Source organism: Microcystis sp. LEGE 08355, assembly GCF_015207185.1.
In the GTDB taxonomy this organism is placed as follows: Bacteria; Cyanobacteriota; Cyanobacteriia; order Cyanobacteriales; family Microcystaceae; genus Microcystis; species Microcystis panniformis.
This window is the reverse complement of sequence record NZ_JADEXI010000049.1, coordinates 1-14848: the sequence shown is the minus strand read 5'-3', so window position 1 is coordinate 14848 and position 14848 is coordinate 1. Positions and strand designations below refer to the sequence as shown.

5 protein-coding genes and 1 pseudogene are annotated in these 14848 nt (G+C 40.5%); all 6 read left to right on the top strand.

Annotated elements, in window-relative coordinates; translation table 11 throughout:
• Window positions 1-675: hemolysin family protein (locus tag IQ242_RS04375; protein ID WP_193959154.1), on the top strand; the 675-nt coding region annotated here is incomplete at its 5' end.
• Window positions 676-1194: 519 nt separating this feature from the next.
• On the top strand, window positions 1195-11109 hold the full coding sequence (locus tag IQ242_RS04370) for an FG-GAP-like repeat-containing protein (protein ID WP_193959153.1): 9915 nt from the start codon (window positions 1195-1197) through the stop codon (window positions 11107-11109).
• Window positions 11110-11148: 39 nt separating this feature from the next.
• Window positions 11149-11661: a PEP-CTERM sorting domain-containing protein gene (locus IQ242_RS04365; protein ID WP_193959152.1), complete on the top strand. Its 513-nt coding sequence runs from the start codon at window positions 11149-11151 to the stop codon at window positions 11659-11661.
• A gap of 33 nt (window positions 11662-11694) precedes the next feature.
• A pseudogene (locus IQ242_RS04360) lies at window positions 11695-12186 on the top strand (CNNM domain-containing protein); the annotation flags it as partial.
• Between the two features lie 285 nt (window positions 12187-12471).
• The gene (locus tag IQ242_RS04355; RefSeq protein WP_193959151.1) at window positions 12472-13593 is read left to right on the top strand and encodes a murein transglycosylase A; all 1122 of its coding nucleotides are present in this window, start codon (window positions 12472-12474) and stop codon (window positions 13591-13593) included.
• Between the two features lie 78 nt (window positions 13594-13671).
• Window positions 13672-14832, top strand: a complete 1161-nt coding sequence (grrM, locus tag IQ242_RS04350) for a cyclophane-forming radical SAM/SPASM peptide maturase GrrM/OscB (RefSeq protein WP_193959150.1) — start codon at window positions 13672-13674, stop codon at window positions 14830-14832.
• Window positions 14833-14848 lie beyond the last annotated feature (16 nt).

Sequence of the window (14848 nt, the reverse complement as noted above, 5' to 3'; positions counted from 1 at the left end):
AGCGAAATCACTGCGGCAGAAATTATGGTTCCCCATAACCGTTTAATAGCTATTCCCTCGACCGCAACTTTTCAGGAATTATTGCTCAACGTGGTTAACAGTGGCTATTCTTGTTATCCTGTGGCAGGAGATTCTGGTGATGATATCCGTGGTCTGATCGATTTTAAAGATTTAGCTTTACCCCTTGCTCAGGGTCAGTTAAATTTAACAACCCCGATTAAACCTTGGTTAAAACCTGTGCGTTTTTTCCCCGAAACCACTGCTTTAAATGAATTACTGATAGTGATGCAGGAATCATCCTTAAAGATGGTTATCATTGTGGATGAATTTGGCAGAACAGCAGGGTTATTAACCCTAAAAGATTTAATTGGTGAGATTCTGGGAACTTTTTCCCCTAGTGATGAATCGGGAACAGTGGAATATCAAATCCTCGATGAATCGACTTTTCTCGTACAAGCACAAATGAATTTAGAGGACGTGAACAAAGCATTAAATTTAAGCTTACCCTTGGCCGATGAATACCAAACCCTAGCTGGTTTTATCCTCCATCATTGGCAAAAAATACCGAGGGTGGGAGAACAATTATATTACCAAAATTTAGAATTTACCATTATTTCTAAGGTCGGCCCTCGCTTGGAACAAATTAAGATTTATCGTCAACAACCATCCTCATGATATAAACAAGAAACAACTTTTCTCATTTATCCTTCTTGATGGTTAATCGAGTCAATAGCTGCCTACTCCTATCAGGGTAAGCACATCTTAATAATTCTTGACAAAATCAACTTTATAGCAGTTTTCATAAGAATGAGGTATGAGCAAGGAGCTTGAACCCTTTGTTGGCAAAACTTGTCGATACCTCAGTAACGTGAAAAGCACTATATGTAAGTTGCTTACCCAGGGAGCGATTCAGACATATTTGAGGAGAATTTGCCCTCTCAATTGTTAAGCAAAAATCGATCAAATTATGAAGATTTCGTAACTATTCTGATTGACTGGTATCAATTGAATTGCCCACGCAGATCACAAAATTGGTCAATTGTCAATAGCGTTTGAGATGATCTCACCCTGGACAGTATTGACATCTGGAAAAATGCTACAATGTTTTTATTGAAAATTTAAGCCGTCCAATCCCAATAAGAAAGAGAGAAAAAGGCTTATCTGTTCCCAATTTATCTAGAACACTAAATCGCCATGAGTAATCTGATAGACTATAGTACGATTCAACAAACTATCGTGAGCCATTCTACTCAGCGATTAGCTCGTACGACAAATGGGCAATATTACTACTGGGATAATGCCACTCAAAATTACAGTCTGGTCGATGTATCGAGTTTGCCAGCACCAAGTCAGATTGTTGGTATAGATTCTGACAATGCGGGTAATTTTTATGCTTTAATCTACAGTAATATTTCAGGACAAGCGGGTTATTATCTAACGTCTTGGAATAGCACTTCTCAGATATGGGCAGATCCAATTCTAGTGCAATCAGCCACCAATACAGACTTTTTTGCTTCTTTTTCTGCTATTAATGATAATGAGATTTGGACAATTATCAAGTTCGATCTGTCTAATCGCATTCAACAATATGTCTGGAATACAACGACACAACAATTTGACGCAGGTTTTGGTACTGGTCTGAGTGGTGTTACTCAGATTACAACAGGAAAAGGGGATGGCTCGGTTTGGGCATTAGATAATCAAGGTGGTCTTTACCTCTGGGATGGAACGAATTTTAATCTATTTAATGGGGGTAATAATCCCGCTTTCCAACAAATAGTTTCTCTCAACAGTCAAACTCTGTTGGGTTTAGACAATAGCGGCAATATTTATGCTTGGTCAAGTGGTGCTAGTACCTTTATTGAGTTGGATAATATTATTGCTAACTTACCCGTTTTTAGTCAAATTCAAATCGACGAAACGGGAATTTTATACGGAATAACTAACCTAAGTGTTCCTTATCAAGTTGGCAATATTAGCTCAATTTTAGGGTTAAACAACTCCAGTGGACAACCCTTTGGTATGACGACTGTTACAGATGGTAATGGTGTCACCCATGCAGTTTGGAATCAAAACGGACAAATCTATTACGGTTATCAACCCTCTGGGACTAATGGTCAATATGTTGGGGTGACACCCCTTAATAGTGGTATTGGAAGCCAAAGTCAAGGAAGCACCGCCAATTTAACCTTAACTAAGACACAAAATGGAGGAGTTGTTGCTTCTTGGATAGGGGGAAGTGGCAATAACTCAGAAGTTTATACTTCTTCCCTAAGTTCTTCTATTTATGGCGGCTATCAATGGAGTTCTCCCACTCAATTGACTGACGATGAATTGGAAGATGATAATCTAGAAGTTGTGGCTTTAGGTGATAATAATATTTTAGTGACAACTCGGAAAAATAACCAGACCGTTAGTCAACTGGTCAATATTAGTCAACTTCCTGTAACAGTCACTGACTCAAATCAATTAACCTTTAAACCCAAAGGAACAGAATTTACCTACTCAATCGTTCCGGGGGCTTTGGACGGAGCATCGGGAATTATTACCCTCCCTACTAATACTTCTCTTAGTTTAGAGACAGGTAACTTCGCCAAAATACTGAAGAAACTGCACGGTTTTTCTTTGAATATCGGTGTCGAAATTGATACTGCCACTCAAAAATTTAGCAGTCAGTCTCCCGTTGCAGCTAATAGCTTAAGACTTAGTTTAACTTTCGGCAGGGAAGCAGGAGGAGCTCAAAGTACGGCAACGTCTAATAGTCTTGCTGCTGGTCTATTCAAAGGCTATGTTTCTTTGGATTTCTCAGCTTATGCTCAAGGTAGTGGAGAATGGAAAGAAATTAGTAGCTATCCTTCTAGTGTTAAAGCCAAAGCAGGGGGTGAATTTGAATTAGAAGTAAATGCAATTCAATTTATCCTAGACTTGCTTTTTACAACAGCGGCGGGTGAACTATTAGATGAACTTAGTCAAGCTGGAGTTTTGAGTCTTAGTGGCGGGCCAGTAGTCCAAATAGAAATAGGTGCTGCGGCAGACATTGAATTTGACAGTAATACAACCAACTTAGGAAGCATACAAGCCAGCGATTACTTTTTCAAATTGGTTGATAACAACGGTAATCCACCCACAGAAGAAACCCCTAATTCTGCTCTTGAATGGCATCTAGATACAACTAAATTTTTTAGCTTTTTAGCAGATGCTTTACGTCATGGAACCTTTAATGCTGGAATAGGGACTGGTCTTTATGTTAAGGCTAGTGGGCTTAAGGGATTTATTGGCGTATCCGTCAAAGGCGTTCAAACAGAAGATTTTAATGCCAGTGGTTTTGAAGAAGCGGTTTATACTAATAAAATTAAGGCTGAATTTAACTTCTTTTTGTTTTCTATTTCCTATGGTTATTATATCCGAATTAAAGATTCAGGCTCAAGTGGGGAAAGCACTGTCACTCAAAATAGCCGAGGATTACCTGTCAGGGTTTCATCAGAGCCTAATTCCACAATTTATCTAACCCAACCCGGTTACGCTGCATTATTAGGAGAGGATGTCAACGATTTAATTGATAGTAGTGATATATCCTACATCATTGCTGCTGATGGAACAACAGTTTACGGGACATTTACAGGAAGTGTGGATGATAATTCAGCCAATCTTTCCTACTTATACTTTTTGAATGGAACCTTAGGAAGTAATGGTGTTACTTGGAATGCCAACAGTTTACAAGCTATCTCAAATACAGCCGGAGCAAATCAACAGTCAAATATTGCCCTAGATACGAATGGTAATGTTTTAATTACTTGGCAATATGAATCAATCAATAATCCCACCGTACAGCAGATTGCGACTACCCCACCGGGACAAGTTTATGTAGTATATGGACAAACAGGAGATAATCAGGTTGATTTAGGGACTTTCTCAGAAAATCCTGCCAATGCTAACGCTTCGGGTTTTTATTGGACTTTAGACAATGAATACTTTGCCAGCTTTGGTCAAGCAGTAACGGCTTTAGGAGATGTTAATAGTGGTGGTAAAACTGATTTTGCCATGACTGCACCAGATTTTGATGATGAACAAGGCGGCGTTTATGTGGTATTTGCAGAAGACTATAACCAAGTTAATGACCTCAATAATTTGGGTAGTAATGGACTGCTTTTAACAGGACAAGCCTTGAGTGAATTGGGTTATAGTATTGCCAATGCAGGAGATGTCAATAACGATGGTAAGAGTGATTTAATTATTGGTGCGCCTGGTCTCAATAATAATCAAGGAGGCGCTTATTTACTCTATGGGGGAACCTTATTTGAAACGCCTCAAAGCATCACTGATATTGATACTTTACTCAGCAATAATCCTGCTTACGGACAACAAATTACTAACCCCAATGGACAAGCTGGTGACCGTTTTGGTTCAGTCGTAACAGGGGGTTATGACTTTAATGGAGATGGTCAAGCAGACTACGCCATCATGTCACCCAATGCTAATCAAGAATCAGGGGAAATTACCCTAATACTGTCCCAATCGATTGCTAACGAGCTATTTACTCTGAGCATCGACGAAAATGGTTATTTAGTCTTATTTAATCAAACCACTAATACTAAAGTTTGGAGTACCACAACTTCCCCCTCAGAGCCTCAATATGCCACTTATTATCAAGCTGTCATGCAATCAGACGGCAACTTTGTATTATATGAATGGGCGGGTTTAGCTCCACTCTCCTACTGGTCAACCAATACAGAGGGAAATCAGGGGGCTTATCTTGCGTTGGGCGAGGATGGGGGTCTGTATATTCGCAATCAGCAAGGGAATAATATTTACACTCTCCATCAAGGCACAAATCCCAATACTTCAAGAGTTAGTCGCCTAAACGAAGGTAATAGCATTGTTTCTAATAACTCCAACTCTAATTTGACCACTCAAAGTTATCTAGGTGGGACAATTACCCTGACTAACAGTACCTCAGCAATTAATGGAGAAACCCTGCTAGATATAACTAGCACGGCTCTAATTCCAGACATTAATCAGGATGGAAAAGCTGACCTCCTCATCGGTGGAACAGGAGCCGCAGTTATCCTATTTGGTGCAAATTTATCCACTCAAACCCTAGACTTAGGAACCATAAACCCAGGTCAAGGCTTTGTTATTTTTGATGATTTAGACAACCCTGCACCATTACAAGTCAGTAGCGCCGGTGATGTTAACGACGACGGTATTAACGATGTCATTGTTGGCTATCCCGCCACTGAAGATGCTAATGGGAATTATATTGCGGGAAATAGCTACATTGTTTTTGGTAATTCCAGTCTTTCTTCAACTCAAAATAACAGTGTTGGTTTCTCCGGAATCAATGGAACAAATGGCTTTACTATTACCGGTGCTGGAACCGAAGTTACCGGTGCTGGCGACTTAAACGGTGATGGTGTAGGAGATTTACTAATTGGTGAACCCAATGGAGGTAATAATCAAGCCGGTGTAAGTTATGTCATCTACGGAGGAAAGAGTAACAATATTGGCAGCGTCGCTAATATTAATGTTAGTAACATCGGCACAACTGTTCAGGGTTATATAATCGGTCAAGGAGGCGCAAATCAACTCAGTGGGTCTTCTGTTAGTGCAGTAGGAGACTTAAACAACGATGGTAAAGCCGATTTATTAGTCGGTGCGCCTAATACCGTTTCCAGTGAAGCTCTCAATCAATTACAACAAACCATCACCTCCAACTATGTCATCGGACAAGTAAGTAATGGAACCTTAAATACCAATAATTCAACCCCTACAGCCATCCCTTGGTTACAACCTGGTCAATCTGTACAGAGTTTAACCTCAACTCCCTACGGTGTTCTCGCTATATGGACAACTAGCACAGGTTCAGGAGAAACGGCTCAAACTAACTTATCTGTCGCCTTTTGGGTCCCTAGTGGAACGACAGGAAGTTGGAAAAACTATCAATCTAGCGTTGCTACCCTTTCCGGCTCTAATTTGAGTTTTTCTAGCATCAATGTTAATGCTAGTAATAATAGTATTACTTTAGGTTGGGTTGTACTTGATTCCACAACCGGAACCTCCAGTCTTGGCCAAAGTATTTATAACGGAAATAATTGGAATACGGCTAATTCTATCCAAACAGATTCTAATCCGACACCACCGGAGCAGATTGATAATATCATTAGTAATCCCACCACCGGTAGCACCAGTAACAGTGTCTTCTCAGTGAGTCATAAAACCGTCAAAGAAAATGAAGGAAAAGTGACTTTTACCATTACGCGAGAAGGTGACATCAATACTAGCAAAACCCTAAATTATCGCACAGTAGATATTAGTGCCACCGCCGGAGCCGATTACGAACATAAAGCTGGAACCCTCACCTTTGCTCCCGGCGAAACCAGCAAAACCATTGAGGTGAATATTTTTGACGATAACTTGTTAGAACATCTCAATGAGAAATTTAAGTTAATCCTCCAAGATGGTCAACAAACCACTTTAACCGCTTACGCCACTTTACAGGATACCAACCAAACGATTAACTTATTGGCTATAGATAGTGGTTTTTCCATGATTGGTCCATTCAATGATCAATTAGGTCAAGCTTTAGGTAGTGCGGGGAATGTAAACGGTGATACCAATAGTAATAATAACAATGCACCCCTTGATGATTTCTGGATTTCTGCACCGGGAGCTAATAATAGTGACGGTAGTGTATATTTGGTTTTTGGGTCTGCTAGTGTGCAAGTTTCAGACCAAGGACTTGATTTAGATAATCCCGAGTCAACGCAAAAAGTAGTCAAAATTACTGGGGGAACACCATCTACATCCGCCTCTCCCCAAAGTGGTAGCAGTCTTAGTTCTTGGGTTGGTTCTACTAATACTTGGTATGCGATAGCCGCTCCCAATTCAACTAACGGTGGGGGAACGAACGATAGCAATATTTATATCTTCGATAAGACAGTAATTCCCAACAACAGTAGCACGGTAGCGCTTAATACTTTAGCTGCATCACCCCTCACAGGAAATAGTAGCGATGGCTTTGGAGAAACGATCCTTTTAGCAGACTTAAATGGAGATGGAACACCTGAATTAATAGTGGGTTCTCCTTTAAGTAATCAGGTGAAAGTCTATCAATTATCTGGATCGGGTAACAACATTACCACCAGTCTTATTGCTACCATTAACGCTCCCAGTCCGGGTCAAGGTTTAGGGTCTGCTTTACAGGTTTTAGATTTGAATGAAGATGGTAAACTTGATTTAGCCATCGGAGCACCTGTCGTTAATCCAGTAAGTGATCCCAGCAATCCTCAAGATATTCGCGGTTATGGCGGTGCAATTTATGTATTATCAGGAACCCAATTTAATTGGTCAAATACCAACGCATCTATCAACTTAACCAGCACTTCTAGCACAACTAACTGGGTTTTTGATGGCATAACCAGCTTTACCAGTGGAAAAATTAACGGTAAACTGAATCCAAGTACAGGTAAACCCAGTAGTGATCCTGCTACAAACTACGGTTTTTATGATGGAGTTGGTAATGCGATAACCACCCTAGATTTGAATGGAGATGGTCATTTAGATTTAGTAATCGGTGCGCCTAATGCGGCGGTTAGTGGTACTACTAATCTCGGCAAAGTTTATGTAATATTCGGAAACTCTGGTTCATTACCTTCGAGTTTAGCCTCTATTGGCGCGGGTAAAGGAGTGACATTTGAAGGGAATTTAGCTTTAGGACAAGCGGGTTGGGCTGTTGCTAATGGAGGTGATATTAACAATGACAAAATTAGTGATTTACTCATCGGCGCACCTTTTGCTTATGGTAATGCTGGTAGTGCCTATATAGTCTTTGGCAGTACAAATGCCTTCTCATCGGGTGGCACAATTTATCTCGATCCCAATCTAACGGATTCTCGTGTTTTCCAATACCAAGGGGTGGCCAACCCATTAAGTAATAGTAATCCTTCTAATGCAGGTAATGTGGGACAGAATCTTAATGGTATTGGTGATATTAATGGCGATTACGGTTCTAATACGGGGGGAGATGATATTATTTTGGGGGCTCCTAGTAGTAATGATGGTAATGGTCATAGTGAGGCTTATGTGGCCATTGGACATCCTTGGTTACAAGGCGGACTTTCCCTGAATGTCAATGATTTACGCAGTGATAATGGTTTTATCGAAGTTAATCCTAATGCGGCTGTTGGGGTAGGAGATGTCAACGGCGACGGCTTTGACGACTTTGTTAATACTTCTTTGAAGGGAATACCAGGCGGTAATCAGTTAACCTTAGGAGCCAGTACTCTAACTAATACCAGCAGTCAAAGAACTTTTGCTCTCAATCTTGGTGACAATCTCGTTGCAACTCTATCGGTTCAATTGCTGGCTGCTGGGGATTTCAATGCTGACGGATATGCTGATTTTGCCCAAGGGAGTAGTACATACAATATTGTGGCGGGAAATTATGAATTAATCATGCAAGCTGATGGCAATCTTGTCTTATATGATGGTGCTGGAGCAGTGTGGGCTTCAAATACTAACGGGCAAGGCGGGCAATATGTCATTATGCAAGGTGATGGTAACCTCGTCATCTATAATGCCGGTGGTATAGCAGTATGGGCAAGTAATACAGCCGGAAATCCGGGAGCCTTCTTGGCTTTGGATAATCAAGGAGATCTGGGTATAATTGATAGCCATGGTCAGATTCTTAAAGTTTTGCATGGAGAGTCACCACTAGATGACGGAACAACTCTCTCTGCTGGTCAAACTCTCAATCCGTTCATCGTTGATGCTGTCCCTGTTAACTACGGAAATAGCCTTCTTGAAGATGTCCTATCGACGCAAAAACCATTAGCATCTCTACCCAGTAATCCTTCCCAAATCGTGAGTGGGGATATTAACGGCGACGGATATGATGATCTTCTGGTGTTGGGAGATGGTAATAATATCAACGGTTATTTAGGGTCAGCTTCGGGTATTAACAGTCAGCCTGCTTTTAGCCAGACTATTTCACTTCCCAATCAAAGTAACTATCCCCTTCCGCCAACCTTGACGCTCAGTGCCACCGATTTTAATGCTGATGGGATTGATGAAATTTTCATCGTGGGGGGATTTGGGGATGATATGGCCTTTTATTATGTTATTGAGCCCTCAATTTGGCAATACGTTAATGGCAAAATTCAGGTGATCAGTAGTGCTCTTTCGCCTCAAATTATCATCGAAGCTGGAGGTTCTTTAGGGGCTTCTTATGATAGTTATGTGCAGAACACATCAGGAGACTTTAACGGCGATGGTTATTTAGATATTCTTAGCTCAGCTTATGCGGAATCGTATGATTCTAGCGAGTTCTACTCTGGTTTCAATAGTGAGGTGTTTTACGGCGGCTCTAACCTGTCGCAATTTGGAACAAATAAGCAAGTTGTCTTATCAACAGAAGACAGCAATTATCCACTACCAATAACAAGTGTGGCCCAACTACCGAATGCTGTTGGTGATGTTAATGCCGATGGCTATGATGATATTTTGCTGTCTCAAACTGCTCCTACCATTAATGGGCAACTTTTGTTAGGTGATGCGACTAATACCTTCGCTACTTCTATCTCTGTTCAAGGACTACCCAATCGCACGACTCTCTACCAGCAGGGTGCAGCCGGGGATATTAATGGTGACGGTTACGATGATTTTCTGATGTCGGATTTTAATTACCAATTGACCTACGCAATTTATGGGCAAGATTGGTTAACTGTAAATCAACAAAATAGCAATAACTATACCTTTTTTGATGGGACTAATGGTAATGATGTTTTTACCATTCCCTCGAATGTTACTACTCCTAAGATTGTGTTGCGGGGTCAAAATGGCGATGACTTTATGTTAATCCCCACCGCTAACACTTCTCAGATTTATGCTTTCGGCGGCGAAGGAGATGATCAAATTGGCTTAGGTGGTGAATTCGGCACTGATAGTAAAACTATCGGTAAAATTGATGGAGGTGGGGGTTTTGACACTATCTTTATTCCCCAAACAATAGGTCAACAAACTCGGCTTTATCTAGATGCTAACATTGGTCATCTGTTTAATATTGAAGCTGTTGATATTGGCTACAATAATTCCGTTCAATTTAATCAGTCTAGCTTGCTGCAAATGCTCGACGGCAATAAAAAGCTGTTGATTAACGGTGTTGCTTCAAGTGCTTATTACTCCGATCCTTCCACTGTACCTTGGACTAAATTAGGCTCTGATGCCTATGATGGAGCAGTTTATGAAATTTATGGCATTACAAATACCGCCATTGAGGTCTGGATTGAACAGGGAATTGCCTTTAATCCCCTAAATAATACTGCACCAAGTGTCCAAAATCCGATCAGCAATCAAACCGCCACACAAGATACCAATTTCAACTTCCCAATTCCCACTAATACCTTTGTTGATGTTGATCTAAACGATACCCTGACTTATTCAGCTACCCTCAGTAACGGTGATGCTTTACCCAGTTGGTTAACCTTTGACCCAACAACCAAAACTTTTAGTGGAACTCCTGCTTACAATGATGTTGGTAATCTGAATCTAAAAGTAACTGCAACTGATAAAGCGGGAGCAAGTGTTAGTACAAACTTCACCCTACAAGTGTTTCACCCAGTATTAGTTCCCTCTAGCGGTAGCGTGATTAAAGGAACCCCAACAAATGATCTCATCGATGCTTTGGGTAAATCCGGTACTTACCGCTTAGAAAGTGGTGCTGGTGATGACTTGTTAATCGGTTCCAACCAACGAGATGTTCTCAACGGTGGAAGTGGTAATGACAGTCTCTATGGTGAGGGAAATATAGATAAACTTTATGGAGAAGAAGGAGATGATCTACTTGATGGTGGTTTAGGTTCAGATTTTCTCTATGGCGGTGCGGGTGCTGATAGCTTCGTTCTCAAGTCAGGAAATGGCAGCGATCGCATTCTTGATTTCAACTCTGCTCAAGGCGATAAATTGGCTCTCAGTGGAATCAACTTCGGACAGTTAAGCTTTAACAGCAACCAAATTCTTTTGGGAACTGAAGTCTTAGCTTATGTTACTGACAATCTCGGTAATTCTCTCACGGGATTGAACAATCATCCTGAATGGTTTGTCTCTCTCTAATTACTCACCAATAACCAAAATTTAACTCGGATAAACAAGATGAAAATCAACCCACCCAACTTGCTCTTAGCTGCTACAACAACCCTGCTTGTTAGTAGCTTCTTGACCGCTATACCAGTTCAGGCACTGACTTGGACTATTAATAATGGTTCTCTGGCTGGAACTAACCCGATTACCGGTAGTTTCACCATCGACAATGAAAATAGTGCAACTCCCAGTCTTACTTTTAGTAACATTATAATTGGCCCTCTCAATTTCACGAAGGCTGACTTAGTTAACATTAGTTTAGCTAATCCTACTGGGAGTGGTATAGAAGCTATTGATTGGGTTAATGGCTCTAATAGCCTCTCTCTAGTTTTTAACTCTCCCTTTTTAACGACAGCAGAAGGGACAGTTACTTTAAATGATGTTGTTAGTGATTTTAATGGTGATATCGTCACTGGTTCTGTTACAGGTGTATCAAATCCCCCAACTACCGTCCCCGAACCTAACTTGAGCTTGGGACTGATTGCTTTTGGTACACTGCTAGTGGTCAGATCAAGGTTTAATTAGGGTTTGCTGAAAAAGGACTAGGCTGGGGTAAGATTGGCTCGTTTAATTTTAGTCTTTTTACTAATCGTCCTCAATGCTTTTTTCGTAGCGGCGGAATTTTCGCTTGTGTCTGTCTGTCGTACCCGCATCATTCAGCTAATGGCTGCGGGAGATGTGCCAGCGCAGACGGTCCAATCTCTACAAAGAAGTCTCGATCGCTTACTTTCCACTACCCAATTAGGCATCACCCTTTCTAGTTTAGCTTTAGGTTGGATTGGGGAGAGTACCATGACCGTTTTTGTGAAGAAATTACTAAGTTTTTTACCCTTTTCTTTAAACTGGCAAAATCTTCTCTCCCATGGGTTCTCTCTTTGTCTAGCTTTTTTAATCGTGGCCTATCTCCAGATAGTTTTTGGGGAACTTTATCCCAAATCCCTAGCTTTAATTTATGCCGAACCGATGGCGCGGTTATTAGCGGCACCTATTGGCGTTATTTCCAGGATTTTTAAGCCTTTTATCGGTATTCTCAACAAATACCGAAGGTGGGAGAACATTTATATTACTAAAATTTAGAATTTACCATTATTTCTAAGTTAGGCCCTCGCTTGGAACAAATTAAGATTTATCGACAACAACTATCCTAAGGATATAAACAAGAAACAACTTTTCTCATTTATCCTTCCTGATTGTTAATACTAAATCCAGTTATTAAAAACTGATTATCTATTTCCTCTTTTGCCTATTGCCTATTGCCTTTTGCCTGTCCTCATAAGCAGCCTATACTCAACGGATTTAGTATAATCGAGTCAATAGCTGCCCATTCCTATCACCATGAAACACCTTTTGACAATCCTCCCCCTCAGCTTGGGATTAATTGCCCTCACCCCCGCAAATTTGCCCCTAGAACGCCTTGAAATCTCACAATTGGGAACATCTACGGGATACGATGAACGACTGCTAACGGACAAAAAAACCCTACTACAAGCGATCGATCATAGTTTACGTTATCTGAATAGCTCGGCGGCGATCCGCGCCTATGAAAATTATCCTATTCCTGAAATAACTCGTCAGCGAGTGCAGCGTTCCTTAGTACGGTTTCGTCAATTAGTGCAGAATTCTCCCACTCCCGCAGCTCTACAAAAGGCAGTTAAAAAAGAATTTATTTGGTATCGTTCTTTAGGTAATGATAGCCAGGGAAATGTTAAATTTACTGGTTATTTTGAGCCAATTTATCAAGCAAGTCGGCAAAAAAACGCCGAGTATAAATATCCTCTTTATCGCCGACCTGCTAACTTTTCTCGCTGGTCTAAACCCCATCCAGCTAGGGTAGAATTAGAGGGAAAAGATGGTTTACTGGCGGAAAATAGCCGTCTGGCGGGATACGAATTAGTCTGGTTAAAAGATCGCTTAGAAGCTTATTTAGTTCATGTGCAAGGTTCGGCGAAATTACGTTTACCTAAGGGTCAAATTATGAGCATCGGTTTTGATGGCAATACCGAGCATCCCTACACAAGTCTGGGAAAAGAAATGATTGCTGATGGTATTTTTCCTGCTGAGGGTTTAACCTTACCAATGGTTTTGGATTTTCTCAGAAATAATCCTGAGCAATTAAAGAATTATATTCCCCGCAATAATCGGTTTATTTTCTTTCGAGAAACCCACGGTGCGCCTCCCACTGGTAGTATTGGAGTTCCGGTTTTACCAGAAAGATCGATCGCTACAGATAAAAGTATTTTTCCCCCCGGCGCTTTAGCAGTAATTGAGACAGAAATTCCCCAAGGAAATCTTAATAAAAAATTAGTGAGTCGCTATGTTCTCGATCAAGATACTGGCAGCGCAATTAAAGGTACTGGGAGGGTAGATATTTTTATGGGAACAGGAAAAAATGCTGGCGAGAGAGCCGGTTTAATTAATACTCCGGGTCAATTATATTATTTATTATTGAGGGAATAGGAAATAGTATAGGTAGAATTAAGATAGACTTCCCAGAATCAGTTATCATACTTAAGTGAGAATTTAAACAATAGAATCATGAAAAAAACCATAAATATAGATTGGTCGGATTGTGGTCCAATTACTTTAGTAGTCGTGCAGCCGACTTCTTTTTGTAATCTCAATTGTGATTACTGTTATTTACCCGATCGCCATTTAAAAAATACCCTATCCTTAGATTTAATCGAGCCGATTTTTCAGAGGGTTTTTAGTAGTCGTTTTCTCCAAGATGATTTTACCATTTGCTGGCACGCCGGCGAACCCTTAGCAGTTCCCATCAGTTTTTATGAAAGTGCCTTTGCTAAAATTGCAGAAGTTAGCGAGAAATATAATCAGCAGGGTTACTGTTTTCGTCATTCAGTACAAACTAACGCCACTTATATTAACGATGCTTGGTGTCAATTATTTAAAAAGCATGATGTTTATGTGGGAGTCAGTCTTGATGGACCGGCTTTTATTCACGATATCCACCGGCAAAACCGCAAGGGAACTGGCAGTCATGCTGCTACTATGCGGGGGATTTCTTTCTTGCAAAAACATGAAATTGATGTCAGTATCATCGCTGTTTTAACAGAAGATTCTCTCGAATATCCCGACGAAATTTTTAACTTTTTTTGGGATCATGGTCTTACTGATGTGGCTTTTAATATGGAAGAAACCGAGGGTATTCATTCGCAATCTTCCTTAGATAAATTAGGTATTGAACAACGTTATCGCCAGTTTATCGCCAGATTTTGGGAGTTAGTCACGGCCAAACAAGGAGAATTTAAGCTGCGGGAATTTGAATCGATCTGTAGTTTGATTTATGCCGATGAACGCTTAGAAAATACCGATATGAATCGACCTTTTATGATTGTCAATTTTGATAATCAAGGTAATTTTTCCACCTTTGATCCTGAATTACTATCGATTAAAACCCAACCCTACGGCGATTTTATCTTTGGTAATGTTTTGACCGATTCCCTAGAATCTATCTGTGAAACTGAGAAATTTCAAAAAATTTACGCTGATATGCGCGGTGGAGTCGATTTATGTCGTCAAAAATGCGATTATTTTGGGGTTTGTGGGGGGGGTGCTGGTAGTAACAAATATTGGGAAAATGGCACTTTCAACTCCACAGATACTAAAGCCTGTTTATACCGGATTAAGTGTATCACCGATATAGTTCTCGATCGCCTAGAAAATTTATTAGAAGTTTAGGGGAGTGGGGTGTTAG